At 38.6% G+C, this 26,167-nt stretch carries 26 protein-coding genes; 15 read left to right on the forward strand and 11 right to left on the reverse strand.

Annotated elements, in window-relative coordinates; translation table 11 throughout:
• Positions 1-37: 37 nt before the first annotated feature.
• Positions 38-505 (reverse strand): antibiotic biosynthesis monooxygenase family protein, encoded by a 468-nt coding sequence (locus tag SLH51_RS11710; RefSeq protein WP_335961444.1) that lies wholly within the window; start codon positions 503-505, stop codon positions 38-40.
• 95 nt (positions 506-600) lie between these two features.
• Here SLH51_RS11710 and SLH51_RS11715 point away from each other — a divergent pair, with 95 nt between their 5' ends.
• Positions 601-2,796, forward strand: coding sequence for a transglycosylase domain-containing protein (locus SLH51_RS11715; RefSeq protein WP_446685377.1), 2,196 nt, complete (start codon positions 601-603; stop codon positions 2,794-2,796).
• 17 nt (positions 2,797-2,813) lie between these two features.
• On the opposite strand, the gene SLH51_RS24460 is transcribed toward SLH51_RS11715, so the two are convergent.
• Together SLH51_RS24460 and SLH51_RS11720 are read right to left on the reverse strand one after the other, a co-directional pair.
• Positions 2,814-3,068 (reverse strand): EAL-associated domain-containing protein, encoded by a 255-nt coding sequence (locus SLH51_RS24460; protein ID WP_390184062.1) that lies wholly within the window; start codon positions 3,066-3,068, stop codon positions 2,814-2,816.
• Entirely contained in the window at positions 3,008-3,289 is a 282-nt protein-coding gene (locus SLH51_RS11720; RefSeq protein ID WP_335961446.1) for a hypothetical protein, read from the reverse strand. The genes SLH51_RS24460 and SLH51_RS11720 overlap by 61 nt, the downstream gene beginning before the upstream one ends.
• Positions 3,290-3,516: 227 nt before the next feature.
• Between SLH51_RS11720 and hemE the strand changes: the two genes are divergently transcribed.
• The 6 genes from hemE (at position 3,517) to SLH51_RS11750 (ending at position 11,700) form a co-directional block, all read left to right on the forward strand.
• Positions 3,517-4,554, forward strand: a complete 1,038-nt coding sequence (hemE, locus tag SLH51_RS11725) for a uroporphyrinogen decarboxylase (protein ID WP_335961447.1) — start codon at positions 3,517-3,519, stop codon at positions 4,552-4,554.
• A gap of 14 nt (positions 4,555-4,568) precedes the next feature.
• Positions 4,569-5,501: a ferrochelatase gene (hemH, locus tag SLH51_RS11730; RefSeq protein WP_335961448.1), complete on the forward strand. Its 933-nt coding sequence runs from the start codon at positions 4,569-4,571 to the stop codon at positions 5,499-5,501.
• A gap of 5 nt (positions 5,502-5,506) precedes the next feature.
• A complete protein-coding gene (gene hemY / locus SLH51_RS11735) occupies positions 5,507-6,910 on the forward strand; it encodes a protoporphyrinogen oxidase (protein WP_335961449.1) in 1,404 nt (467 codons plus the stop codon).
• Between the two features lie 348 nt (positions 6,911-7,258).
• Positions 7,259-8,842: a sigma-54 interaction domain-containing protein gene (locus tag SLH51_RS11740; RefSeq protein ID WP_335961450.1), complete on the forward strand. Its 1,584-nt coding sequence runs from the start codon at positions 7,259-7,261 to the stop codon at positions 8,840-8,842.
• A gap of 158 nt (positions 8,843-9,000) precedes the next feature.
• On the forward strand, positions 9,001-10,197 hold the full coding sequence (locus SLH51_RS11745) for an iron-containing alcohol dehydrogenase (protein WP_335961451.1): 1,197 nt from the start codon (positions 9,001-9,003) through the stop codon (positions 10,195-10,197).
• Between the two features lie 48 nt (positions 10,198-10,245).
• On the forward strand, positions 10,246-11,700 hold the full coding sequence (locus SLH51_RS11750) for a CoA-acylating methylmalonate-semialdehyde dehydrogenase (protein WP_335961452.1): 1,455 nt from the start codon (positions 10,246-10,248) through the stop codon (positions 11,698-11,700).
• A 66-nt stretch (positions 11,701-11,766) separates the two neighbouring features.
• Here the strand turns inward: SLH51_RS11750 and SLH51_RS11755 are convergent, their stop codons facing one another.
• From SLH51_RS11755 to SLH51_RS11775, 5 genes are all read right to left on the reverse strand, one after another.
• The gene (locus SLH51_RS11755; protein ID WP_335961453.1) at positions 11,767-11,907 is read right to left on the reverse strand and encodes a YrzI family small protein; all 141 of its coding nucleotides are present in this window, start codon (positions 11,905-11,907) and stop codon (positions 11,767-11,769) included.
• Positions 11,908-12,038: 131 nt separating this feature from the next.
• Complete coding sequence (locus tag SLH51_RS11760) at positions 12,039-12,191, reverse strand: YrzI family small protein (protein WP_335961454.1); 153 nt, start codon at positions 12,189-12,191, stop codon at positions 12,039-12,041.
• Positions 12,192-12,593: 402 nt separating this feature from the next.
• Positions 12,594-13,601 carry an aliphatic sulfonate ABC transporter substrate-binding protein gene (locus SLH51_RS11765; protein ID WP_335961455.1) on the reverse strand — a complete coding sequence of 336 codons (1,008 nt, stop codon included), beginning with the start codon at positions 13,599-13,601 and terminating at the stop codon, positions 12,594-12,596.
• Positions 13,602-13,722: 121 nt separating this feature from the next.
• Positions 13,723-14,478, reverse strand: coding sequence for an ABC transporter permease (locus tag SLH51_RS11770; RefSeq protein WP_335961456.1), 756 nt, complete (start codon positions 14,476-14,478; stop codon positions 13,723-13,725).
• Positions 14,411-15,256 carry an ABC transporter ATP-binding protein gene (locus SLH51_RS11775; RefSeq protein WP_335961457.1) on the reverse strand — a complete coding sequence of 282 codons (846 nt, stop codon included), beginning with the start codon at positions 15,254-15,256 and terminating at the stop codon, positions 14,411-14,413. The genes SLH51_RS11770 and SLH51_RS11775 overlap by 68 nt, the downstream gene beginning before the upstream one ends.
• A 254-nt stretch (positions 15,257-15,510) precedes the next feature.
• Here SLH51_RS11775 and SLH51_RS11780 point away from each other — a divergent pair, with 254 nt between their 5' ends.
• From SLH51_RS11780 to pheA, 4 genes are all read left to right on the forward strand, one after another.
• Complete coding sequence (locus SLH51_RS11780) at positions 15,511-16,044, forward strand: Spo0B C-terminal domain-containing protein (protein WP_335961458.1); 534 nt, start codon at positions 15,511-15,513, stop codon at positions 16,042-16,044.
• 11 nt (positions 16,045-16,055) lie between these two features.
• Complete coding sequence (obgE, locus tag SLH51_RS11785) at positions 16,056-17,339, forward strand: GTPase ObgE (RefSeq protein ID WP_335961459.1); 1,284 nt, start codon at positions 16,056-16,058, stop codon at positions 17,337-17,339.
• Positions 17,340-17,636: 297 nt separating this feature from the next.
• Positions 17,637-18,083, forward strand: a complete 447-nt coding sequence (locus SLH51_RS11790) for an ACT domain-containing protein (RefSeq protein ID WP_335961460.1) — start codon at positions 17,637-17,639, stop codon at positions 18,081-18,083.
• Between the two features lie 15 nt (positions 18,084-18,098).
• Positions 18,099-18,962, forward strand: coding sequence for a prephenate dehydratase (gene pheA, locus SLH51_RS11795; RefSeq protein ID WP_335961461.1), 864 nt, complete (start codon positions 18,099-18,101; stop codon positions 18,960-18,962).
• A 48-nt stretch (positions 18,963-19,010) separates the two neighbouring features.
• Here the strand turns inward: pheA and SLH51_RS11800 are convergent, their stop codons facing one another.
• The 3 genes from SLH51_RS11800 to SLH51_RS11810 all read right to left on the reverse strand — a co-directional run bounded on the left by SLH51_RS11800 (position 19,011) and on the right by SLH51_RS11810 (position 20,940).
• Positions 19,011-19,145 (reverse strand): hypothetical protein, encoded by a 135-nt coding sequence (locus SLH51_RS11800; protein ID WP_335961462.1) that lies wholly within the window; start codon positions 19,143-19,145, stop codon positions 19,011-19,013.
• A gap of 125 nt (positions 19,146-19,270) precedes the next feature.
• Positions 19,271-19,807, reverse strand: coding sequence for a transcription repressor NadR (locus tag SLH51_RS11805; protein WP_335961463.1), 537 nt, complete (start codon positions 19,805-19,807; stop codon positions 19,271-19,273).
• Positions 19,808-19,812: 5 nt separating this feature from the next.
• The gene (locus SLH51_RS11810; RefSeq protein WP_335961464.1) at positions 19,813-20,940 is read right to left on the reverse strand and encodes an IscS subfamily cysteine desulfurase; all 1,128 of its coding nucleotides are present in this window, start codon (positions 20,938-20,940) and stop codon (positions 19,813-19,815) included.
• Between the two features lie 124 nt (positions 20,941-21,064).
• Here SLH51_RS11810 and nadB point away from each other — a divergent pair, with 124 nt between their 5' ends.
• From nadB to safA, 4 genes are all read left to right on the forward strand, one after another.
• On the forward strand, positions 21,065-22,630 hold the full coding sequence (gene nadB / locus SLH51_RS11815; RefSeq protein WP_335961465.1) for an L-aspartate oxidase: 1,566 nt from the start codon (positions 21,065-21,067) through the stop codon (positions 22,628-22,630).
• Positions 22,631-22,645: 15 nt separating this feature from the next.
• The gene (nadC, locus tag SLH51_RS11820) at positions 22,646-23,485 is read left to right on the forward strand and encodes a carboxylating nicotinate-nucleotide diphosphorylase (RefSeq protein ID WP_335961466.1); all 840 of its coding nucleotides are present in this window, start codon (positions 22,646-22,648) and stop codon (positions 23,483-23,485) included.
• Positions 23,486-24,592, forward strand: coding sequence for a quinolinate synthase NadA (gene nadA, locus SLH51_RS11825; protein ID WP_335961467.1), 1,107 nt, complete (start codon positions 23,486-23,488; stop codon positions 24,590-24,592).
• A gap of 425 nt (positions 24,593-25,017) precedes the next feature.
• Positions 25,018-26,085, forward strand: coding sequence for a SafA/ExsA family spore coat assembly protein (safA, locus tag SLH51_RS11830; RefSeq protein WP_335961468.1), 1,068 nt, complete (start codon positions 25,018-25,020; stop codon positions 26,083-26,085).
• Positions 26,086-26,167: the final 82 nt, after the last annotated feature.

Consider the following 26,167-nt stretch of genomic DNA (forward strand, 5'->3'; position numbering starts at 1 on the left):
CTTTACCTGCATGTTTTTCAAGTTGGTGTAACTTCTATTAGAAATGAAAAGTAGTTACAAATGACGGACGTGGGAAAATCTCTGTTGGTAGAGCAGATGATGTTCCACGCTTTTTGTGTGCATTGCTATAAGACTTTGATGTTTGCCATGTCTTAAAGGATTCCTCATGATCCCAAATGGTCATAATCGCGTAAGTATCATCTTTCAGTGGCCGGAGAATACGGATTGCTTGGAAGCCTGGTTCTCCTTCAACTAGCCCTGCGCGATTTAAGAAGCGTTCTTCAAAGGCTGGACGTCCATCTTCAATAACGGGGATATTATTTATAACGATATACCCTTCTGTTTGGATTGTCCCAGTCTCGCTAATGATTTCATACTGTTTAGCATCAGTATGATTAACATCTTCTTCTACGTATTTAAAGTGACCTGATTCTCCTTGAATTCTTAATCCATTTACATCTGAAGTCTCTTTAGCTGAAATAGGTATAATGCTTGCTTTTTTCACTAGGGTTCCCTCCTTAAATGTACATACTTTTTGAAACAAATTAACAGTTGGTTCGTAGGTAAGTGTACCGATTCGTGATTTAGCATGCAACTGTTATGAACTTTATAGATACGGGTATAGTAGGTAATAGAAGGGAGGTGAAAGATTTGAAAAGAAAGGTTTTTATAGGCGTTTCTACTATATTAGCGACGATACTTTTAGCTATGATTATATATTTAGTTATTCTTTTAGTTGGGAATTATGCGATTGATGATCAGAAGCTTGTGATGAAAACGACTACTTCTGTCGTTGATCAAAATGGAGAAATGGTCTCGCAATTATTTATTGAAAATAGAGAGCCAGTTTCGATTCGAGAAATACCAGAATATGTTCAACAAGCATTTATATCTGTAGAAGATGCACGTTTTCATGAGCACCTGGGGTTTGATTTTCGTTCAATTGGACGAGCGCTCTATCGAGATATTTTAGCTGGAGCAAAAGTAGAGGGTGGAAGCACAATCACCCAACAACTGGCAAAAAATGTATTTTTAACAAACGAGAAAACAATACTAAGAAAAACCAATGAAGTACTTATTGCGATGAATTTAGAACGTAAATATAGCAAAAATGAAATTCTAGAAATGTATTTAAATCGTATTTATTTTGGCCATGGTGCATATGGAATTCAAGCGGCTTCTAACTTATATTTTAATAAAGACGTGCAAGATTTATCGATTGAGGAAGGGGCGTTACTTGCTGGCTTACCGAAAGCTCCAAATTCTTATTCACCAATTACTTATCCCGAGCGGAGCAAACAAAGGCGAGACCTTGTATTAACTCTTATGGAGCGACAAGGTCAGTTACATGCAGAAGAAGCTAAGCATTTACGTGGAAAGACAGTTGTAATTAATCCAAATCAAGTTACAGAAAATGCTGCTTATTTAACGTATATTGATATGGTTCTTGATGAAGCACGGATTCGGTACCATTTAACAAATGAAGAAGTCTTAACAGGCGGCTATCAAATTGTTGTTCCAATCAATAAGCAGATTCAAGAAATATCTTATGAAAAATTGCAAGAAAATCATTATTTTCCTAGTGGGAATGCTGATGCAGAAGCTGCATTCGTTCTTCTTGATGTTAATACAGGAGGCGTCTTAGCCGTACAAGGTGGACGAGAGTATGTGAGAAGGGGAATCAATCGGGTCAACGTGGGGCGTCAACCGGGGTCAACAATCAAACCACTAGCAGTTTACGCACCTGCACTTGAACTAGAACACTATCATCCGTACTCCCCACTTGTCGATGAATTACTTGATTATAATGGATATACTCCAAGAAATTTTAATCATCAATATTCAGGGAAAACGACTATGTATGATGCACTTACTCATTCCGCTAATGCGCCTGCTGTATGGCTATTAAATGAAATTGGAGTTGAAACGTCCGTTCATACATTAGGTCAATTTGGGATTGAAACAACAGATAGTGGATTAGCTATTGCGTTAGGTGGGCTTACGGAAGGGGCAACCCCTCTGGAGTTAGCGTCTGCGTATCAAGTATTTGCTAAAGATGGACAGCGATCAGACCCTTATTTTATTGAAGCGATTTACAAGTCAAATGGAGATAGGCTCGTAGGGGATGAACGTATGGAACAAACCGTTGTTTCAGGTCAAACCGCCTGGTATATGACAAGGATGCTTCAATCTGTTGTTGAAAATGGGACAGGTAGACAAGGGGAGGTTACCACCTCACTTGCAGGAAAAACAGGTACGACTTCGTATCCAGAAATAGAAGGAGCAACAATGGATGCATGGTTTGTAGGTTATACTCCTACAGTTGTTGGTTCTGTTTGGATGGGCTATGATGTTACATCGTCAGAACACTATCTTAAAGGAGGAAGTGCTTATCCGACAGTTCTGTTTAAAGATATCCTCAATGAATTACCAAATACAATGAGGGAAGTGGCATTTTTGAAACCTGAGGAAGTGGAAGAAATAGAGCCGCCTATTGAGCTGCCAATTTTAACTGATGTAACAGCAACCTTCTCTATAGGTGGAAGAGGATTTTCAAGTATTCTCTTGGAGTGGACTGGGAAAGATGATGATAGGGTCTACTATCATATTTATGAAAAGAGCAAAGAGGATAGGAAGAAAATCGCAACCGTCGTTGGACAAAATCACTATTATATTAGTAGTGCGAATCCGTTTTCTACGAAACAGTTTGAAGTCGTTCCTTATGATTCGATCACAGAACAAGAAGGAGAGCGTTCTAACCTTGCTAAGGTTACATTTAAATTTGGGTTTCATTAACGAATTAGTATTATAAGTTAAGGGATATGCAAATCAATAAACAGATACGTATTTTCCAGAACAGGAAAAGAAAAAGTCTGAATGAGTTCTGTCGTTTCAATATCTCTGTATAGATCAGAAAGAAAACCTTTTTGGTTCATGTCCATGTTGACAATGTTTTGCAGAAAAAATGGTCGCCAACCCCAATTCTTATTTCTGAAATGGTTAATTATTATCCAGGAAGCATTTGTTTTATATGAGTGCCGGACAATTGATTGCCAATACGATTGCACACATAAATACGAAAGCAATGTGCTGGTAGTAGGGGCAGGATCCTAGCAATATATTGGTCGTAATTATTCGTATAGGGGATCATTTTTAATATAGAACCGCGTAACTTGTAACGTCCAAGAATTTCGTAACCTACAACGGAATGCTGATCAGCACCGATGATTGGTTGAAAGTATGGGAGTATTTGTTCCAAACAAAGGGATGTAGGGATAGTGTAACTCATAGCTCTCCTCCTATGACGAATCCTGTTTACTATTCTAACATTAGAAAGTTTATCTCACATGATTTCCGTTGATTAAAGAAATATAACATTCATCAATTTTATGACAGTTTAATCGATTGGGTATACACGTAATTATTCGATCATTATAGTAAAAGTTGTATAAAATGCTTTTTGGACCTTATTCAAGTAAAATAGATACTATGAGATGTAAAAGAAGGAGTGGCAGAATGGATCAGAAGAGGTTTAACGATACGTTTTTAAAAGCATGTAGAGGAGAAGAACATGATCACGTGCCTGTATGGTATATGAGACAAGCTGGGAGATCTCAGCCTGAATATCGAAAGATTAAGGAGAAATATTCTCTTTTTGAAATTACTCATCAGCCGGAGCTATGTGCATATGTGACCAAATTGCCTGTAGACCAATATAACAATGATGCTGCAATTTTATATAAAGATATTATGACCCCCCTACCTGCAATAGGAGTAGATGTAGAAATTAAGTCAGGGATTGGTCCAGTGATCGAAAACCCAATCAAATCTAAAGTTGATGTTGAAAAGTTAGGGGAAATTACACCAGAGGAAGATGTCCCTTATGTTCTAGATACGATTAAATTGTTACGTGAACAATTAACAGTTCCACTTATTAGTTTCGGTGGAGCACCCTTTACGCTGGCTAGCTATATGATTGAAGGAGGTCCTTCCAAAAATTATAACAAGACAAAAGCATTTATGTATGCACAGCCAGAAGCATGGCATTTACTTATGGAAAAGCTTGGAGAAATGACTATTACATATGTTAAATCACAAATTGCTGCCGGAGCCGAGGCCATTCAGATCTTTGATTCATGGGTAGGAACGTTAAATGTAGCGGATTATCGGTTGTTCGTAAAACCGATTATGAATAAAATCTTTGCTGAATTAAAACAAGAAAATGTCCCTTTAATTATGTTTGGTGTTGGAGCTAGTCATTTAGCAAATGAATGGAATGATTTGCCATTAGATGTAGTAGGACTTGATTGGCGCTTATCAGTACAAGAAGCGAGGGATTTAGGAATTAAAAAGACCGTGCAAGGCAATCTTGACCCAGCTATTTTATTAGCGCCATGGGACGTCATTGAAGAACGTGCTAAAGCGATTTTAGATCAAGGTATGAAAAACCCTAACTTTATTTTTAATTTAGGTCACGGTGTCTTCCCTGAGGTACAACCTGAAACATTAAAGAGATTAACTGCTTTTGTGCATGATTATTCTATGAACAAGTAAGGTGAGGTGAGAAGATGAGGAAGAAAAAAATTGGATTACTAGTTATGGCTTACGGAACTCCAAGAACAAAAGATGAAATAGAACCGTATTATACACATATTCGCCGCGGGAGAAGACCATCTGAGGAAGCGTTAGAAGAATTAACGGAGCGGTATGAAGCGATTGGAGGAATTAGCCCACTCGCAAAAATTACAGAGGACCAAGCTATTGGACTTGAACAACAATTAAACAAAAACTTTGAAGATATTGAGTTCAAAGCATACCTTGGTTTGAAGCACATTGATCCTTTCATTGAAGATGCTGTGAAACAAATGAAAGAAGATGGAATAGAAGAGGCGGTTAGTTTAGTACTTGCACCACATTTTTCTACTTTTAGTGTAAAATCCTACAATGGACGAGCTCATGAGGAGTCTAAAAATGTACAAGGACCAACCATTTACAGTGTTGATAGTTGGTATGATGAACCTCTTTTTATTGACTATTGGGTCAATCAGGTGAAGAAAACAATGCAAGAAATTAAAAACAAAGATAAAGCCTGTGTCATATTTTCTGCACATAGTTTGCCGGAGAAAATCACAGAAATGGGTGACCCCTATCCACAACAATTACAAGAAACGGCGGATCTGATTGCAGAAAAAGCAGGGATTGATCATTATACTATTGGTTGGCAAAGTGAAGGGAACACACCTGATCCTTGGCTTGGACCAGATGTGCAAGACTTGACTCGAGATCTATATGAGAAACAAGGCTACACTTCAATGGTTTATTGTCCAGTAGGGTTTGTGGCTGATCATTTAGAAGTTCTGTATGACAATGACATTGAATGTAAGATTGTCACAGATGAGTTAGGTATTGATTATTATCGCCCAGAAATGCCAAACGCGAAGAATGAATTTATTGAATGTCTAGCGACAATTGTTGAAAAAAAGCTTGCAGAGAAAAGGTGACTGCTGTGGACAAGAAACGACGAATTGCGATAATCGGTGGTGGAATCACTGGTTTAGCAGCCGCACAAAAACTTGAAAAAGCAAGAAAAAATGGTGAACATATAACCTATGATTTATTTGAAAAAAGCGGAGTACTTGGTGGGAAAATCAAAACAGAGCGAGTAAATGGATTTGTAATTGAACTTGGTCCAGACTCTTATTTAGCTAGAAAAGAAAGTATGACTAGGCTTGCTAAAGAGGTTGGGTTGGAAGATGAATTACTTTCGAATGATACCGGACAAGCGTATGTGTTAAAAGGTGAGACGCTTCATCCAATTCCTGGTGGAGCAATAATGGGTATTCCGACGGAAATTAAGCCCTTCTTAACTACTAGCCTTTTATCACCAATAGGAAAGTTAAGAGCAGCAGGTGATTTTTTCCATCCACGGATAACAGTTAAAGATGAAGATATATCTCTTGGGAATTTCTTTAGACGGAGATTAGGAAATGAAGTTGTAGATAGTCTCATTGAACCTCTTTTATCAGGGATTTATGCTGGTAATCTTGATAAGCTTAGCTTAAAAGCTACTTTCCCGCAATTTCAACAAGTCGAACAAAAGCATGGAAGCCTCATTCGTGGAATGAAGGGTTCAAGAGCTAAACAAACCCAGCCTCAATCTGAACCAGTCAAGGAAAAAGGAATGTTTTTAACTTTCCGAAAAGGGTTAGGATCATTTGTTGAGGCAATTGAAGCACAATTAGATGCAAATGTAATTCATAAAAATAGTGACTTAACGAAAATGTTTAAACGGGATGGACAATTTCATTTGGAGTTTGCTAATGGCGAGACAAAGCTTTATGATCACGTGATTATGACGACACCACCAAAAGTTACAGCTGACATTTTACAGGACTATCCATACTTTGCGTATTTACATGATATGGAGGCAACAACGGTAGCCACTGTAGCAATGGCTTATAAAAAAGATAAAGTAACGATTCCATATGATGGAACTGGTTTTGTTGTATCAAAGAAAAGCAATCATGCGATTACCGCCTGTACGTGGACACATAAAAAATGGCAACACTCAACACCTGAAGGATATGCCTTACTTCGGGCTTATGTTGGACGAGCTGGTGATTCTGCGATTGTTTCACGAAATGATGAAGAAATACTAAGTGCTGTACTTTATGACCTTAAGCAGGTTATTTCAATTGAAGGAAAACCTGAATTTTTCTTTATTAAACGTTGGCAAGAAGCCATGCCCCAATATAATGTGGGTCACACGTTTAAAATGAGTAAGATCAAAGAAGATATTGCCCGTAATCTCCCAGGGTTATATCTTGCAGGTGGGGGATATGAGGGAATAGGCTTACCTGATTGTATTGATCAAGCAGAAGTAGTTGTAGAGCGAATTTTAAAAAAATGATAGAGTAAACAGAGGATGACTGAGACGTTTTGTACCTAGTGCCTGCAATCAATTGATCGCACTTAGAGAGAATTCGTATGGTTATCCTCTTTTTCTACATTTATAAGAAAAGATAGGAAAGTTCATATAAAGGAGATGGAATCATGTTTACCTCTACTGACCAACTAAGTCTTATTGATCAAACTGATTTACAATCTGAATTGCAAATCCAACATTGGATGTCGCCTTCATTTTCTAATCTTTGAAAATCAATCAATAAAAGATATTTTAGAAGTATTAACACAAAAAGATGAAGACATTATCATCCTTAATAAAGATTATAGCGTGCGTGGAGTGATTTCGAACGAGATGATGTATCGTTTGTTATTAAATGGTACAGACATTGCTGAACGAATAAATGAATCATGGATTGAAAAAGTGCCCACGATTGATTCGGCTGCTTCTATTTTAACTGTCAAGTTTCATGGAAGAGTTATTCCTGTTATTGATCAAGAACAAAGAGTTATTGGGAAAATCAGTGCAAGAGAAATGATAATGGCTCAAGAGTTCTTAATTCATTCGATTCAACACAATGTAAATATAATTGATATTATTCTTGATATTGCATATGAAGGAGTTACCGTAGTCGATCGAAACGGTTTTATTGTAAAAATGAATCAAGCCTATCGTAATTATTTAGGGATCGATACAGATGAGGTTATAGGTAAGCATGTGACAGATATTATTGATAACACACAACTACATAAAACAGTTAAAACAGGAATTCCTCAAAGAGGAGAGCTGCAAGTTATTCGTGGTCAAAAAATGATCGTACACCGTATTCCGATTTGGCGAAATAATGAATTAATAGGCGCAATCGGAATGTTGATTTTTGAAGGTGTTACTGAGTTGTATCGTATTTTGGAGAATGCAACAAAGGCCCCTAACAGCTTAACAAAGCAACTAGTAGATAAGAACATTGAGGTTCCTAAAAAAGGAACTCATTCAAAAACATTTGATCAAATTTTAGGAGTAAGTGGGGAACTAACGGCATGTAAAAGGATCTCAAAAAAGGCAGCAAAATCGAATGCGACGGTTCTCATCACGGGAGAAAGTGGGACAGGGAAAGAGGTATTTGCTCAAGCCATCCATTCCGCTAGCTCAAAAAATGAGGGGTCTTTTGTCGCTATTAATTGTGCAGCCATACCGGAGAATCTTCTTGAATCTGAACTATTTGGTTATGAAGATGGAGCCTTCACAGGTTCTAGAAAAGGAGGAAGTCGGGGAAAGTTTGAAATGGCTAATGGGGGTACGATGTTTCTAGACGAAATTGGAGACATGCCAAAGCAAATGCAAACAAAGATACTTCGAGTTCTAGAAGAACGAGAAGTAGTAAAGGTTGGCGGGAGCAGTAGTATTCCTATTAATGTGCGAATCATTGCTGCAACTAACCACAACCTATTTGAGCGAGTAAAAGAAGGTTTATTTAGGGAAGATTTGTATTACCGGCTGAATGTTATTCATATCGAGATTCCTCCTTTAAGACGAAGAAGAGAGGATATTCCTTTGTTATTCTCCCACTATTTAAAACACTTTTCAGAAGTTTATGGTGTTAATGAAAAGAAAGTTGATCATAGCGTGATGGAGCAGTTAAGAGTGTATGAGTGGCCGGGAAATATACGTCAGCTAATAAATATTGTTGAACAACTTATTACGTTAGTTGATGATCATACGATAAGGATTACTCACTTACCAAACATAATCAAGGAACAGAAGGTAGAATTCGTAGAAGAAGAAAACTCTCTTAAGTCAGAACGAATTGAAAAAGAAAAACTATTAATTAAGCGTATTTTAGAAGAAGTAGACGGTAATAAGACGAAGGCAGCCAAACGACTAGGAATTCATCGGACAACGATTTATAAAAAAATAAGACAATATGGTTTAAACCATTAGAGAATTGTATCCAAAAAGCTACAGTGTAGCTTTGTAGTGTTGCTTTATTTATACAGTGTTGTAGATTGAGATATCTAAAAAAAGGCATATTTTCAACATTTTAAAAGTTGGCACAGCTCTTGCATAATAAAAAGTATAACGATAAGGGGGGAAGTTATATGGATGGTGCAATAGTTCATTTACCGAGAAGCATTTTCTACGGGAAAAGGAGCTTCAGAAAAGTTGGCGAGGAAACAGCTAAGCTTGGAAAAAAAGCATTGATCATAAGTGATCATGTTATGAAGGGTTTAGGAAATTTAGAGAAGTGTCATGAGTATTTACGAAAATCTGCAGTAGACTATGTGGATTATTTAGATGTTTCTAGTGAACCCACTGATGAATACGTTCACAATGCCCTTTCTTTAAGAAAGGCAGAAAACTGTGATGTTATTATCGCTTTGGGGGGAGGGAGTTGTATAGATACAGCTAAAGCGGTGGCGGTCTTAGCAACGAATGGTGGAGAGGTTAGCGACTATATGAATTTGAAAACGCTCGCATCAAGCAAACCTTTACCACTTATTGCAATCCCAACGACTGCTGGTACAGGTTCAGAGGCAACCGATGTGACAGTCATAACCAATACAAGAAATGATGTAAAAATGATGATTAAACAACCTGCCTTTATGCCTGAGGTTGCAATCGTTGATCCAGTATTAACTATTTCATCACCGAAAAATACAACAGCTGCCACAGGGGTAGATGCCCTAACACATGCATTAGAGGCATTTATCTCAAAAAAGGCACATCCTTTCACTGACCATTTAGCCTTATCAGCTATCAAATTAATTACAGAAAATATATTAGAAGCCTATCATAATGGGACCAATTTAGAGGCAAGAGACAAAATGATTTATGGCTCGATGCAAGCTGGTATGGCATTTTCTAACGCTTCTGTATGCTTAGTCCATGGGATGTCACGGCCACTTGGGGCACTGTTTCATGTACCGCATGGAATTTCAAATGCAATGCTTTTGCCAACAGTTTTAGAATACACGAAAGATTCATGTTCCATGAGACTAGCTGAAATAGGGCGCTACTTATATCCTGAGTTGAAAGGGTCTCCAGATGAATTGGTAGCAAACAGATTTGTCTCTGCTATTTTGCAACTTTGTCAAAGTTTACATATACCTAATATCAAAACTTGGGGTGTCGATGAACAAGAGTTTGAAGGTGTTCTTTGGAAGATGGCAAAAGATGCGATTGAAAGTGGAAGTCCGGCAAATAACCCAAATGTACCAACAGTAGAAGAGATTGTTTCTTTATATCGTCATGCCTATTCATATGAGTATTCATTAAAAAAGGCTAATTTATTCTGATGGAGAATATAAACAAATAATAAAAAAGTGAAAAGGAGTTCATAAAAAATGACAATTCAAACAAAAGCAGTTTTAAAAAATTACATTAACGGCGATTGGATCACTTCTAGTTCAGGTGAATATGCAATTGTCCCCAATCCGGCAACAGGTGAAGAAATTGCTCGAGTTCCACTATCTACAAAAGAAGATGTAAATTTTGCAGTTAAAACAGCTAAAGAAGCGTTTAAGTTATGGAAAAAAACACCGGTACCAAAAAGAGCTCGTATTCTTTTTAAATACCACCAACTTTTAATGGAAAACAATGAAGAGTTAGCGCGTTTAATAACGAAAGAGAATGGCAAGTGTTATGATGATGCATATGGAGAAGTATTGCGTGGGATTGAGTGTGTGGAATTTGCAGCGGGAGCTCCTAGCCTAATGATGGGAGAAGTGTTACCGGATATTGCAACAAACATAGAATCGAGCATGTACCGATATCCAGTAGGAGTAATCGGCGGCATTTCACCTTTTAATTTTCCAATGATGGTGCCATGTTGGATGTTCCCATTAGCTATTGCTTGCGGTAACACATTTGTGTTGAAACCGTCTGAACGAACGCCATTGCTTGCTGAACGTTTAGTTGAGTTGTTTACAGAGGCTGGTTTACCAAAAGGCGTTTTAAATTTAGTTCATGGCGCACATGATGTTGTTAATGGATTACTCGAGCACAAAAATGTTGATGCTATTTCATTTGTAGGATCACAGCCAGTTGCTGAGTATGTATACAAAACGGGTGCTAGTTATGGCAAGAGAGTTCAAGCTTTAGCTGGTGCAAAAAACCATTCTATTGTTCTAGCAGATTGCGATATGGAAAAAACAATTCAAGGGATTGTTGGTGGAGCATTTGGAAGTGCTGGTCAACGTTGTATGGCGACTTCGGTTGTTGTCGTTACAGAAGATATTGCTGATGAACTAATTTCAAAATTAATAGAAGCTGCTGATGAGTTAGTTTTAGGAGATGGCTGTGATAAATCTGTGAATTTAGGTCCGGTCATTCGTAAGTCACATTTAGATAAGGTCAACCAGGCGATTGAAGAAGGTGTTTCCGAGGGAGCAACTCTAGTTCGTGACGGACGATTAGATGGAAAAGATCTTGATGGATACTTTCTAGGTGCCACCATATTTGATCATGTGACAACTGAGATGAACATATGGAAAAATGAAATCTTTGCTCCAGTTCTTTCGATTGTTCGAGTGAAAGACTTAACGGAAGCGATTGATGTGACAAATGAATCTGATTTTGGTAATGGTTCTGTTTTGTATACGGATAGTGGAGCGGCTGTGCGTCAGTATCGAGAGGATATTGAAGTAGGAATGCTTGGTGTAAATGTAAATGTACCGGCTCCAATGGCATTTTTCCCTTTCTCTGGCTGGAAAAATTCATTCTATGGCGATTTACATGCCAATGGAAAAGATGGGCTGAACTTTTATACGAAAAGAAAGATGTTAACTGCGCGTTGGTAATTTCTTAAATTGTGGAGAAGACAGAAGTGATGAATGACTCTTTTCTGTCTTCCTTTTTTGCGTGGTTTACTCCCAGTTTTGAATACGAGCTATTTGCTCTTGGCGTTCTTGTTCCAATTTTTGTTGTTCAAGGACTCGCTCCAAGTCTAGCCCAGAATATTTGCGTTTTTTGATTGTAATCGTAAATAAAATGAAGTGAAATGTCACATTTATTGCCTCCTAGATTGTAACTTCTTGTCATTCAGGTGAGGCCCTTCACCTGCTCATACCAACCTTGTAAAATCGTCCCTTTTAGAAAAATCATTGCTATTACCTCCTTTTTAGAAATTTTTGATGAGTTATTGCATGAATTTGTGAATTTGTTGATCATGGTACTCCTGTAGTTTTTGTTGTCTTACGAGCTTTTCCAGTTCCTCACCAGTGTATTGTCTTTTCTTTATTGATATCGTAAATATTAAAAAGGTAAATGTCATGTAATCACCACCCTTCATATTAGGATACAGAAAGCGTAAAGAAGATCATTTTCCATAAAATGATAATTAAAAAGCGTAAAAAAACCACAGGGAAACGTTCCTGTGGTTTTGGTAATAAAAAAGACCACAGGTTTACGTTCACCTGTGGTCTGTAGATTCGGCTTAAAACAGAATTAATACACTTCTCGGTTGAGGCCAGCAGGTATTGAACGTGAGATATATGAAGTTACATTTAATGTTCCGGTTCTTTTCATCATCTTGTTCAACCTCCTTTGCTCTCAAATTTGCTTTCATAAGGAATTATATCCAAACTATGGTAAAGTGTAAACAGAAAATGCGAATTTTCCTTGCCTATTTGACAATTATGATTGACAAAGGCAAAACCCGCCCATTTCGATTGAATGTGAGCGGGTTAGATCATTATTGATTTAGAATAGCGTCAAGACGAGTGGTATCAACAAATCCATCAAGATCAGGGTCTGTATCCATGAACTTTAATTCATAAGAAGCATCAGCCCAAGCTTGTAATGCTTCAGGATGAGTATCTGTTGTCACAGCTAAACGCGTCCAAGCTTTTTCAAGAACTGTTTCTGGCAAACGGTTTTGAGTTAAGTCAAATAGATGATCGTTAATTGTAGTAAGGGTATCATCCGTGTTTTCTTGGGTGTAGGCAACAGCTTGTTTATGACCTCGTAGTACAGCATCAACAGCTTCTGGATTTTCTTCTAGGAATTTTTTAGATGTAACAACGACAACACTTGCTAATTCTTCACCTAAGAAAACGTTGTTCCATTCAGTGACTACATTTGCATTTAGTTCTTCAACTAGATATGTTCCCCAAGGTTCTGGAGCTGCGGCAGCATCAATTTGTCCTTGCTCAAACATCGCAACCATATTGGCTGGTGCAATACGAGATTGATGTTCTACTGTTCCACCAACACGGTTTGATTCAAGACCGATTTCTTTTAACATCATTTCAAGCTGAACGTTATGAGTGCATCCATTTCCTGGTGTGCAAAATGATTTTCCGCCAAAATCTTCAAGCGTTTCAATTCCAGAATCCTCACGAGAAACAATTAGAGTAGCGCCATTTGCAGCTGCACCTAACACAACGATATCTCCACCTGTAAGAAAGTAGTTAATTGCTGGACCTGGTCCAACATAGCCAATATCTAGATTGCCAGTTTCAAGAGCTTCAATAAAATCATTTCCATTAGGAAAATGAGTATATTCAGCTCCTCTCTCTCCTAATTCTTCATCAAAATAACCTTTTTCTTTTCCGATAATTGCAGCTGCATGATCAAGATTTGGAAAGTACCCAATGCGAACGTCCTCTTCTGTATTTGAACCACCTGTACTTCCAGCGCCACAAGCTGTTAACGCTCCTAGTACGAAGGCGATACCGGTTGCTTTAAACCATTTTTTCATTTTATTCTCTCCCTTTTCTCTTTTCTCTTTATATTTTGTGTAATTCGGATAGTTGCAAATTGCTTCACTCATTGCGTAGGAATTATTCAGAGGGTAAAAAGCTCCTTTTGGAATAATCTCTCTACTTTGCATATCCCCAACGTGTAAGAACTTTACGTTCAATCGGATTGAAAATACAATACTCTACAATAAGACCAATGACTGCGATAATAATCATAATTGCAATAACAAGTTCCATATTAAAAAAGTCTCTTGCATCTAGTAATGTACGACCGAGTCCGCCTCGACCTAATAATTCAGCAGCCATTAATGCACGCCAACCGAAAGCCCAAGATAAACGAACACCTGTTAGTGCTGAGGGGATTGAAGCCGGAATCATAACTTTCCATATCAATTCATACCCGCGATAGCCCATTGTTCTAGCAGCCCGAATTAGTAAAGGCTGAACATTTTTTATCCCCATTCGAACATTCATTGTCATCGGCCAAGTTCCACCTAACACAATAACGAATAAAATCGCTGTTGTTCCGCCTTGAAACATAACAAGAGCAAGAGGTAACCAAACAATACTTGGCACAGATTGTAATGCAACGACTAAAGAGCCAAGTGTTTCATCCGCAAGTTTAGAAGTAGCTAGAATAATTCCAAGAATCGATCCAATAATAACAGCTAGAGCAAATCCAAGTGCTATTCGGCCTAAACTAGTTGTTAAGGCAACCGTCAAAATTCCTGTTTCAAAAAAACCTTTATACAGCTCTACGAATGAGAGGAGGGGGGACGGAAACATTCGCGTCCCAAAGGCATCGAGTTTATATATGATCTCCCATATCGCGATGAGAGCTGTAAAGAAGAGTAGCCTTCTGACTATTGTAATCATCACCCATTTCCTCCTTCATGACCTTTTCAATCTCACCAGCTAATTGTTTGCTGATTTTTTCTTCAATTGTAGCAAACGCTTCATCAGATGGCTTTCTAGGACGAGGTAAGGGAACATCAAATATATTTAATATCCCTCCTGGCCTTGTGCCCATTAAAACAATACGATCTGATAATAAAATCGATTCGCGTATGTTGTGAGTAACAAAAACAATCGTTTTTCCGGTTTGTTCCCAAATGTATTGAACTTCCTTATGAAGCATCGACCGAGTTTGCTCATCCAATGCTCCGAATGGCTCATCCATTAAAAGAACTTCAGGGTCCATTGCAAGGGCACGAGCAATGGAAACCCGTTGTTTCATTCCTCCGGATAACTCGTGTGGATAAGAATCAATAAACTTACTAAGATGGACAAGTTTCAAATAATCAATGGCACGTTCTCTAGCTTGTTGTTTGTTGTATTGTTTTTTGATTCCAAACATGACATTATCGAGTACAGTCAGCCATGGCATTAAGGCAGCTTCTTGAAAAACCACTCCACGGTCTACACCAGGTCCTGTTACTTGACGATCCCCGACGAGAACGACTCCAGAGCTGGCTTTATCTAGCCCTGCAATAATATTAAGTAAAGTGGACTTTCCGCATCCGGATGGACCTAGCAAAGAAACAAATTCACCTGATTTAACATGTAAATCTATATCATCAAATACAGTATAGGACGTTTGTTCCTGTTTATTTTCAAATGTCTTGCCAACATTTTTTATTTGTACTTCTGCCATATATATCCCTCCCTACCTATATGAGGAAATTGTAATAATTCACATCATTTTAGTTGGTTTTTTAGATAGACTTAGTATATGTAGAAGTTTAGTATCTGTCAATTGTTTTTGATTATTTCCGAGTGTATTTGTAAGAATTGGAAAATATCATTGTGCATAACATGGTTTATTGTAGCTACTTTGTGGTAAGATAATCCATGTAATTGACTTGGTCGAACCTGGTAATTTATTGGAAGGGCGAGGAGAGAACGGAAATGACTAACCAATTAGATGTCTTGAAGGCGTTACGGCAAACACGTCATGATTGGTTGAACGTTATGCAGTTAATAAAAGGAAACTTAGCACTTAAACGATACGATCGTATTGAAGAGATTATTGATCAAGTGACGCAACAGTCAATTTGCGAGAGTAAAATTTCAGAAATACAGGCAGCAAGTGTTGTGTATTTTCTATTAACGTATAATTGGTTCAGCACCAAAATGAAATTGGAGATAGACGTAGCAGGAGACATCTTTTCTCTTGAAAGGGAAGAAGTTCGACTTCTACGACTATGTGAAGAAATTACGGAGAAACTAACAATAGGAAGTTCTATGGATTCTGAAAATCATTTACTACTGACATTTTTATTCAAAGGCGATAAATGTGAAATGACGTTTGATTTTCAGGGAACACTAGATACGAAAAGAGAGGAATGGCAGCAATTCCTAAAGGATTGGGAGCCAGACGTGAAACTTGTTGAAATGAGTCAGCATGAATGCGTGGTCGTAGCAAGTTTTGCGAGAAGTTGAGGTGAAAAGGGATGTTTGTAGATAAGGTAAAAGTATATGTAAAAGGTGGAGACGGCGGCAATGGCCAAGTTTCGTACCGAAGAGAGAAGTATGTACCTGATGGTGGACCAGCAGGTGGTGATGGAGGTCGCGGAGCGAGTGTTGTCTTTGAAGTAGAGGAAGGCTTGCGTACGTTAATGGACTTCCGTTATAAGCGTCATTTTAAAGCTTCACGTGGTGAACATGGACGCCCTAAAAACCAGCATGGGAAAAATGCAGAAGATATGGTTGTAAAAGTACCGCCAGGAACAACAGTAATGGATGAAAAAACAGGACAAGTAGTCGCTGATTTAACGGAACATGGTCAACGTGCCGTTATTGCAAAGGGTGGTCGTGGTGGCAGAGGAAATACTCGTTTTGCTACTCCTGTAAATCCAGCTCCTGATATTGCGGAAAACGGTGAACCAGGGCAAGAGCGAGATGTAATTTTGGAGCTCAAAGTTCTTGCAGATGTTGGTTTAGTTGGTTTTCCAAGTGTTGGGAAATCAACATTGCTTTCGGTTGTATCTGCAGCAAAACCGAAAATAGCTGATTATCATTTCACAACGATTACTCCGAATTTAGGTGTTGTTGAAACTGATGATAATCGTAGCTTCGTAATGGCAGACTTACCAGGGTTAATAGAAGGAGCACATGAAGGTGTCGGCTTAGGCCACCAATTTTTGCGACATATCGAACGAACAAGAGTTATCGTTCATGTAATTGACATGTCGGCGTTAGAAGGACGAGATCCTTATGAGGACTTCCTAAAGATTAATGATGAACTAAAGCAATATAACATGAGATTGCTCGAGCGCCCACAAATAATTGTCGCAAATAAAATGGACATGCCTGAATCGAAGGAAAACCTTGAGATTTTCAAGGAGAAGTTAGATGAAGACTATCCAATCTTTCCTATTTCAGCTATTTCAAAACAAGGGATACGCGAACTCCTTCTAACGGTAGCGGATAAAATTGAGCAAACACCTGAATTTCCGTTATACGAAGAAACAGAAGACTCAACTCGTGTTATTTACCGTCATGAAAAAGAAGAAGTTCCTTTTGTCATAACAAGAGATGACGATGGAACATTTGTCTTATCTGGTGAAGCATTAGAACGCTTATTTAAAATGACTGACCTCACTCGAGACGAATCCATTCGTCGCTTCTCACGTCAAATGAGAGGCATGGGTATTGATGACGCGCTTAGAGAAAGAGGAGCCAAAGACGGAGATTTAGTAAGAATAATGAAATTCGAATTTGAATTTATTGACTAAAGAAGTTTCGCAAAATGGACGGTTTTCCCATTTTGCGAAACTTCGAAGCAATGAGCGTAGCCGATGCAAGGTTTTAAGCTCACTATGAGTGATTTTCTCAAAGTGAGCGCGCATCGTGCGTAGCCATTGTAAAGCCCAAAGAAAAATGGACGGTTTTCCCATTTTGAAAAGCTATATGAAACTGTCTCTCTAGAAGAGACAGTTTTTCTTTGTAAATGGACATTTTTGTGTTGTCAAAAAGTTTCGGCAATTTTATAATGGGAAGATAGCGCTTCGGTGAAAGAGGGTGAATACAATATGACATCAAGAAAATCATTTTATCTTGTACGAGAAGATATGCTAACAGAAGCAATGGAAAAGACACTAGCAGCCAAAGAGCTTTTGCATTCAGGAAAAGTAAAGAAAATTAATGAAGCAGTAAGCAAAGTAGGCCTTAGCCGAAGTGCTTTTTATAAATATAAAGATGGGATTTTTCCTTTTCATACAATGGTAAGAGAGAAAATAATCACACTATCAATAATGTTAGTTGACCGTTCTGGTTCGCTTTCACAGTTACTTGGTAAAGTGGCGGAGACTGGTGCAAATGTATTAACGATCAATCAAACGATCCCTTTACAAGGTAGGGCTAATATGACATTATCAATTGATACAACTCCGATGAAATTAGAATTGGATGAATTGATGGAGTGGCTTGAAAAATTAGATGCAGTAGAGAAAGTTGAGCTAGTTGGTACTGGTTCTTAAGGAGGAGTGGAAGAAATGAGAATTGGATTTTTAGGTCCTAAGGGAACATTCACAGAAATGGCTGCACGAGGCTTGTTTGAGCAAGGAGAATTTGTCTCTTATCGAACAATTCCTTCTTGCATGGATGCAGTGTCAGCAGAGGAAGTAGAAGTCGCTGTTGTCCCAATTGAAAATGCAATTGAAGGGTCAGTTAATTTAACGTTGGATTATTTAATTCATAAGCAAAGGCTCCCCATTGTCGGTGGGATAACGGTCCCGATCGAGCAACACTTTCTTGTGAATCAAAAGAACTCAAGTGAGAAAATTGAAAAGGTTGTTTCTCATCCGCATGCTATTGCTCAATGCCATGAGTTTTTACAAAAGTATTACCCTGATGCTGAGTGGGAATACATGAATTCAACAGGTGCAGCTGCATCATTTGTGAAAGACAATCCAGGATTACCTATTGCCGCGATAGCTAATGAAATCGCTGCAAGTGAATACGAGTTAACGACACTACATGCAAACATTCACGATTTTGCTAATAATCGAACAAGTTTTGTTGTATTAAGTAAAAAGCCAATTATGTTGAGTTGCAACGGACCAACTCATACAGAGGATAAAACAACATTAATGGTAACACTCCCTTCAGATTATTCTGGAGCATTGCACCAAGTATTATCGGCTTTTGCCTGGAGGAAACTTAATTTAACGAAAATTGAGTCGAGACCAACGAAAACAGGATTAGGTAATTATTTCTTTCTAATTGATGTTGAAGGAGTAATGGATGACGTACTGATTCCAGGAGTAACATCAGAGCTTAAAGCACTCGGTTGTGGAGTTGAAATTCTAGGAAGCTACCCGTGCTATACCCTCGAAAAAAGCAAAGCAAAAGCATAACCCTCTTTATTGGTGGGTTATGCTTTTTTCTTAATGAAAGGTGTTATCCTATTTTGCATTGCGCGGAGGCTTATTTGTAGGATAAATTGCTTTTTCAACGTCTTCCGCGGCGATCATGGGATCGACTGTATTGCTAGTTGGTTTGCCTTTTTGACTATAGCCTTTATCACGTTTTTGGCTCAATTTCATACCTCCTTTCATGCATCTTCCTTTAAGATGAGTTAATAAGTAGAAGCTTATACAGGGAATGCAGGAGAACCAAACTATTTGCAATTGGAAATCTAGACCTTATCTACAAAGGTCAGTAGCTAATCACTCAAAATAAACCCGTTTTCTTCTAAAGCTTGTACTGCTGCATTTAATTGATGGTCATGGTCGGCTTCAATTACGTGTAAGTGCACGCCATTTGTTAGTTCAGATAATAAAGCTGACTTGGTATGCCGAACGGATTCGCAAAATTTTTCAACATCAAGTCGAGTAGAAAGCATCAAAGAGGCTGTTATTTCACCATAGATGGCATGCTCAACGATGACCTGTTTCACAGTAACCCCATGATCTACCAGTATAAATAGTTCCTCTTTTGTTTCTGCGGGAGTATGTTGGCACGCAATGATTCGGCTAATACGCATAGAGGGAGTGCTCTGTACATAGATATAGCCTTGAGCTGTTGCGATGATTGGATGTTTCTTTGCTTTTAATATTGAGATATCTTGAACGATGACTTGGCGACTGACATTCGTCCGGCTTGCTAATTCTCCTCCTGTTATCGGCTCGTTTGTATTTGATAACCATTGAATGATCAAGTCTCTTCTTCTGTCTCCTAGTATTTTTTTTCCTTCTGTCACTATCATCAAACCCCTTTAAATTGAACCACGATCTGTTTTAATGTTTCAATAAAATGCAGTACTTGTTCTTCTGTTGTCCCTCGGCCAAATGTAATTCTGAAAAGTTCATGAGCTTCTTCCTTTTTTCGTCCGATGCTTAGAAGTGTACGTGGTGGCTGACTATCACCTACACGACATGCAGATCCTGTTGAGATAGCAAAGCCTTTTCGGTTACATTCCAGCAAGATGAATTGCCCCTCTATTCCTTTTATTCTAAGGCCTATGTGAAAAGGCAAACGGTCTGTTGGATGACCTTCAAATACAAACCTCTTGTCATCACAAAAAGCATCAATTACAAGTTGGCGTAAATTGCCTAAACGTTTCATCTCTTGCTCTGCAATTGGCAAATACTCATCAACTGCTGCTGCAAAGGCAGCTATGCCAGGTACATCAACAGTACCAGCTCTAAAACTAGTTTCATGTGTTGTGCCGTGAAGAAAGGGTGTCCAAGGAGTGTCTTTATCAATGTACGCAGCTCCTACCCCTTTTGGCCCGTAACATTTATGAGCGGTTATACTAGCACTAGTTAATATGTCAGTTGGAATTGGAAGCTTACTAAATGTTTGAACGCAATCACTATGAAAAAGTATACCATTATCCGCCAATAAGTTTCCAAGTAATTCCAAGTCTTGGATAGTTCCGATTTCACTATTGGCATGGGCTATCGAAACTAATATTGTATCTGAAGTAAGAGACGATCGTAAAGACTCGACTGTAACTTGACCATATTCGTTAACAGGAGCAAATTTAATGATAAACCCGTGTTCTTTTAAATAAGTCATAGCTTGTTGAACGGAGTGGTGTTCTCCTTCAGTCGTAATTATTGTTTTTCCTTTAGATTGATGAGCAAAAGCAAGACCAGTCAATGCAAGAAAAGTAGCTTCAGATCCTGATCCTGTAAAATAAACCTCACTACTATCTACATGTAACGCGTCTGCTATTGTTTTTCTGCTTATTGATAAGACATCATCACTTTCAAGACCATTATTATGAAGGCTGCGACTATTTGCAAAAAAATCAGTTGCGACACGATAATATGTTTCAAGTGCAAGTGAAGACATTGGTGTTGTGGCGCTATAATCAAAGTAAATCATGAAACAGTTCCTCCTTTTCTCCCCAATATTTTCCCAATTTAATCATAAAAAAACGCTTGTCACAACTCTCATTTTATGTAAAGATAGGTGACAAGACAACTGTAATTTACATGGGGGGATGGAAATGTCTAATAAGACAGTTGATGTTCTTGTCATTGGGAGTGGCATTGCAGGCCTTATGACAGCACATTTATTAGCTGATCATTTAAATGTGATGATTATCACAAAGGCAAATGTTATGACGAGCAATTCAAGTTGTGCCCAAGGTGGAATGGCTGCTGCCCTTAGTCCTCAAGATGGTTGGCAATTACATTTTGCAGATACATTAAAAGCTGGTCAAGATCATCATAATCCAAGACATGTTGAGATGCTCGTTAAAAGAGCTCCTGCAATTGTCGAAACACTAGTTAATTTAGGAGTTTCTTTTGATAGAAATGAAGATGGTTCGATTACTTTGGGGATGGAAGGAGCTCATCAGCAAAGACGAATCGTCCATGTAAATGGTGACAAAACTGGTCGGGCGTTTACAAGTGCATTAATTGAAATAGTGAAAAATAGAGTAACGATTCAAGACTATACAATGGTTTCTAGGCTTGTTACGAATGAAGGACGTGTAATAGGTGTTGAGACAGAAGACGAAATTATTTATGCTAATGCAACCGTACTTGCAACAGGTGGAATGGGACAACTATATTCGCATACTTCAAATGTTGAAGAAGCAACAGGTGACGGTTTTGCCCTTGCATATAGAGCAGGAGCTCAATTGACCGATATGGAATTTATCCAATTTCATCCAACCTTACTAATGAAAGATGATCAAACTTATGGGTTGATCAGTGAAGCGGTTCGTGGTGAAGGAGCTAAACTGATAGATGAACATGGCATTAGAATCATGGACCATCATGAAGGTCGGGAGTTAGCGCCAAGAGACGTCGTAAGTAGAGAGATTCATCGTGTGCTTTCTAAAGGGCGTAACGTTTATCTTGATTGCACAATGATTGAAAATTTCCATGAACGCTTTCCAAGTCTTGATGAACGTTGTGAACGGTTGAACATAGATGTGTCAAAAACACCATTACAAGTGGTGCCAGGTGCTCATTTTGTCAGTGGGGGAATAGAGACCAATTCTGTTGGAGAAACGACTTTACCGGGCCTTTATGCTGTTGGTGAAGTAGCTTGTACAGGGGTTCATGGAGCAAACCGACTTGCAAGTAATTCGTTGTTAGAGGGACTTGTATTTTCTGAACAAGTGGCTACCCATATTTTAACAAGTAAACGTGAGCTACACCTTGCTCCACTTTCTGAAGCAGCTGAAGTGCAGTTTGGAGAATTACATTTACCAACGAAGATAGAAATCCAAAAGAGAATGACAGCTAATGTAGGAATTGAAAGGGAATTAAAGGGCCTCCTTGATATGAAAAGATGGTTACACACATTTTTACCTGCTATCCCAATTTCATCTAAAGATGATCGTGACACATTGGAAAGGAAAAATATGATTCTTGTTGCGTGTCTAATTACGGAGGCGGCAATCCAAAGAACGGAAAGTCGAGGAGGTCATTATCGATCTGATTTTCTCAATCGCGATGATCAGAATTGGATCGGTCAGTACATTACTTTTTCTAAAAAAAGTGGAGTGGAAGTTGTTGATAGAGGGAACGAACAAGAGGTGGCAATGCAGAGTTTGTAGGAGGGAGAGGAAAAAATGAATAACATTTTGGTGAAGAAACAATTAGAGAGCTTCTTACTTGAGGACTTAGGAGAAATAGACATTACAAGTGAAACAGCAATTTCGCATGAGGCAATTGGTCAGGCGAAACTAGTTGCAAAAGAAAATGGAATCATGGCTGGAGCGGATATATGGACAATTGGCTATAGCATCATAGATCCAACGATTTCTGTAAACGTATTGGTAGATGATGGTGAGGCTTTCCAAAAAGGGGATACAATTGCACAATTTAAAGGAAAAGTCATTCCAATGCTTGCAGGTGAACGTGTGTTATTAAATATTCTTCAACGAATGTCTGGAATAGCTACAATGACTCAAACAGCAATAAATACTTTGGAGGACCCTTCTATTCGAATTTGTGACACGAGAAAAACGACTCCGGGTTTAAGAGTTTTTGAAAAATATGCAGTTCGCTGTGGTGGTGGATTTAATCATCGTAGAAATCTCAGTGATGCCGTAATGTTAAAGGAAAACCATATTCTCGCTTGTGGGGGAATAACCAATGCAGTAAATACCGTTCGAGCACAAATTGGCCATATGGTAAAAGTTGAGGTTGAGACAACAAACGAAGCGGAAGTGAAGGAAGCAATTGAAGCAAAAGTTGATGTTATCATGTTTGATAATGCTACACCGGAAGAAATAAAGAGTTATGTCAAACTTGTACCAGAATGCATCAAGACAGAAGCGTCTGGAGGAATTACTCTTAATAACCTGTCCTCGTTTCGCGGAACGGGAGTCGGCTACATTTCGTTAGGCTGTTTAACACATTCAGTTAAGGCAACAGACATTAGTTTTTTACTTGAGGAGGAACTTTAAATGAATTTTCTTGAAAAAGTGGCAACCGTTGATCGAGTACCTGAACATTATGCCAAAATGTCCAATGATGAAAAACGTGAACGGATTTATGAAGTGAAACGGAAATTAGGAAATCGTTTGTTTATACCAGGTCATCATTATCAGCGTGATGAAGTCATTGAATTTGCTGATGTGACAGGAGATTCCTTGCAATTAGCGCAACTTTCTAAAGAAAATCGAGATGCAGAATATATTGTCTTTTGCGGCGTGCATTTTATGGCGGAAACTGCAGATATGCTTACGACTAATGATCAACATGTAATTTTGCCAGATTTAAAAGCAGGCTGTTCAATGGCTGATATGGCCGACATTTCACAAACAGAATTTGCTTGGACCGAGCTTCAAAAGGTAATGGGTGATACGATCTTACCACTTACGTATGTAAACAGTACGGCAGCTATAAAAGCATTCTGTGGTCGAAATGGTGGTGCAACGGTTACGTCATCTAACGCAAAGGCAATGGTACAATGGGCTTTTACTCAAAAACAAAGGTTACTTTTTTTACCAGACCAACACTTAGGTCGAAATACAGCATTTGATTTAGGAATTAACCTTGAGGAAATGGCCGTTTGGGATCCGATCGCTCGTGAACTTATTTATGATGGTACTATTGATGATATAAAAGTTGTTTTATGGAAGGGACATTGTTCTGTTCATGAGAAATTTACAGTTGGGCAAATCCAAGAACTCCGTAAGAATTCGCCTGAGACAAATGTGATTGTACATCCAGAGTGTACATTTGACGTCGTTCAAGCAGCTGATTTAAATGGGTCTACTCATTATATTATTGAAACCATTCGCAATGCAGATCCTGGAACTTCTTGGGCTGTTGGAACGGAGATGAATTTAGTAAATCGTTTAGCGAGTCAATTTCCGGATAAAAAGATTTTTTCTTTAAATCCGACGATGTGTCCATGTTTAACGATGAACCGAATTGACTTGGACCATCTACTATGGTCGCTTGAGGAGCTTGTAGAAGGACGTCTGCATTATCCAATTACAGTTGATGAAAAAACAACAGAAGAAGGAAATTTAGCACTTAAACGTATGCTCGAACGCCCATCGTAATGATGGGTTTTTTTATAGTTGCAGAGAATTTAAGATTTTGGCTCACTAAATAAGAGAAGAAAGGGAGGCTCCTGAAAAAGGTGAGAACCGGAGGCCGCTGAAAAAGTCCATCGAGGAAGCGGCAATGGCCCCGCACGTTGCGCGCCCACTATGAGAACTCACTCATAGCGGGCTTTAAAACAAGGCAACGTCTACGCTCAGTGCCCTCGAAAACCGATCTTTTTCTGTGGTCTCTAGAAAGGAGTGGACATTTTTTCGGACGATTATAGGCATAAACCTATTTTTACTGACATAAGCTGTGCTGAGACGCATTGATTTATTAAGGTTTATTTAGATTTTTAACTAATTATATAGGCTAGAGTTTCGTGTCAATTCGCCTACATCAACATACGATGTAAAGAACGGTAAGAGGAGGGATTGGAAACGTGAAAATTCATATTGTGCAAAAGGGTGATACACTCTGGAAATTAGCTCAAAAGTATGGTGTAAATTTTGAACAGTTAAAAGCTGCTAATACACAATTATCAAATCCAGAAATGATTATGCCAGGTATGAAAATTAAAATTCCTACAGGGAGTGTGCCTGTCAAAAAAGAAAGTCAAATTGCACCCCAAGCAGCACCGATGAAAGAACAACCAGTTAAGAAGAAAGAAGTTCAAACACCACCACCGATGCAAATGCCAGAGATGCCCAAAAAGCCGGTGATGCCACAGCAAATGGCACCACCAACAAAGAAACAAAAAACACATGTCGATTTTAATACCTTTGAAACAAATATTAATTTTTACCAGCCACAGCAGGTTAAACCTAAAAAGGAAATGCCGACCGTTCAAAAACCGCCTGTGACAAAGCCTAAAAAAGAAGAGGTTAAGCCAAAGGAAGAAGTAAAACCAGTAGCTCCACCACAGCATTACGCGCCTAAGCAACCAATACAACCTAAGATGAAGCCACCAATGCAACCACCAATGAAGCCACAGTTGCAACCGCAGATGCAACCACCAATGAAGCCGCAGTTGCAACCGCAAATGTATCAGCCTAAGCATCAGCATTTGCCTTGTCCTCCAGAATATATGCAACCAATTAGTCCGATGATGCCTGGTTGTCAAAGTGGATGTGGTCCAACATTTCCACAGCATATGCCTTATGGTGAACATAAGATGCAGCCAATGCAACAACAACCATTTTACCCGCAACAACCAATGCATCCGCAATACCAGCCAACTCAATCACCAATGCCATATTATCCACAGCAACAACATATGCCACAGCAAATGCCGCAGCAAATGCCGCAGCAAATGCCGCAACAAATGCCGCAACAAATGCCGCAACAAATGCCAATACAGCAATCTCCACATGGCATGAACAATGATTGTTGTGGACCTAGTCAGCCGATTATGTATGGACCAAATGGTCAAATGATGCCTATTCAACAACATCCACAACAGCCCCAGTTTATGAATGGATATCACGAATCAGACGATTACGATGATTAATAGTCAAGGACAATCCAAAGGTCAAACACCGACCTTTGGATTGTCCTTTTTCTCATGGAATAGCAACCAAGATGTAACAGAG

Origin of the sequence: Halalkalibacter kiskunsagensis (genome assembly GCF_037027555.1) — a bacterium.
Classification (GTDB): Bacteria; Bacillota; Bacilli; order Bacillales; family Bacillaceae_D; genus Halalkalibacter; species Halalkalibacter kiskunsagensis.

What these genes read in the sequence shown, in the direction of transcription:
- SLH51_RS11715 (WP_446685377.1), top strand. Translation starts at nt 601, where the DNA reads ATGAACTTTATAGATACGGGTATAGTAGGTAATAGAAGGGAGGTGAAA.
- SLH51_RS11720 (WP_335961446.1), bottom strand. Translation starts at nt 3,289, where the DNA reads ATGAGTTACACTATCCCTACATCCCTTTGTTTGGAACAAATACTCCCA.
- hemE (WP_335961447.1), top strand. Translation starts at nt 3,517, where the DNA reads ATGGATCAGAAGAGGTTTAACGATACGTTTTTAAAAGCATGTAGAGGA.
- hemH (WP_335961448.1), top strand. Translation starts at nt 4,569, where the DNA reads ATGAGGAAGAAAAAAATTGGATTACTAGTTATGGCTTACGGAACTCCA.
- SLH51_RS11740 (WP_335961450.1), top strand. Translation starts at nt 7,259, where the DNA reads ATGATGTATCGTTTGTTATTAAATGGTACAGACATTGCTGAACGAATA.
- SLH51_RS11745 (WP_335961451.1), top strand. Translation starts at nt 9,001, where the DNA reads ATGGATGGTGCAATAGTTCATTTACCGAGAAGCATTTTCTACGGGAAA.
- SLH51_RS11750 (WP_335961452.1), top strand. Translation starts at nt 10,246, where the DNA reads ATGACAATTCAAACAAAAGCAGTTTTAAAAAATTACATTAACGGCGAT.
- SLH51_RS11760 (WP_335961454.1), bottom strand. Translation starts at nt 12,191, where the DNA reads ATGAAGGGTGGTGATTACATGACATTTACCTTTTTAATATTTACGATA.
- SLH51_RS11765 (WP_335961455.1), bottom strand. Translation starts at nt 13,601, where the DNA reads ATGAAAAAATGGTTTAAAGCAACCGGTATCGCCTTCGTACTAGGAGCG.
- SLH51_RS11770 (WP_335961456.1), bottom strand. Translation starts at nt 14,478, where the DNA reads ATGATTACAATAGTCAGAAGGCTACTCTTCTTTACAGCTCTCATCGCG.
- SLH51_RS11775 (WP_335961457.1), bottom strand. Translation starts at nt 15,256, where the DNA reads ATGGCAGAAGTACAAATAAAAAATGTTGGCAAGACATTTGAAAATAAA.
- SLH51_RS11780 (WP_335961458.1), top strand. Translation starts at nt 15,511, where the DNA reads ATGACTAACCAATTAGATGTCTTGAAGGCGTTACGGCAAACACGTCAT.
- obgE (WP_335961459.1), top strand. Translation starts at nt 16,056, where the DNA reads ATGTTTGTAGATAAGGTAAAAGTATATGTAAAAGGTGGAGACGGCGGC.
- SLH51_RS11790 (WP_335961460.1), top strand. Translation starts at nt 17,637, where the DNA reads ATGACATCAAGAAAATCATTTTATCTTGTACGAGAAGATATGCTAACA.
- pheA (WP_335961461.1), top strand. Translation starts at nt 18,099, where the DNA reads ATGAGAATTGGATTTTTAGGTCCTAAGGGAACATTCACAGAAATGGCT.
- SLH51_RS11810 (WP_335961464.1), bottom strand. Translation starts at nt 20,940, where the DNA reads ATGATTTACTTTGATTATAGCGCCACAACACCAATGTCTTCACTTGCA.
- nadB (WP_335961465.1), top strand. Translation starts at nt 21,065, where the DNA reads ATGTCTAATAAGACAGTTGATGTTCTTGTCATTGGGAGTGGCATTGCA.
- nadC (WP_335961466.1), top strand. Translation starts at nt 22,646, where the DNA reads ATGAATAACATTTTGGTGAAGAAACAATTAGAGAGCTTCTTACTTGAG.
- nadA (WP_335961467.1), top strand. Translation starts at nt 23,486, where the DNA reads ATGAATTTTCTTGAAAAAGTGGCAACCGTTGATCGAGTACCTGAACAT.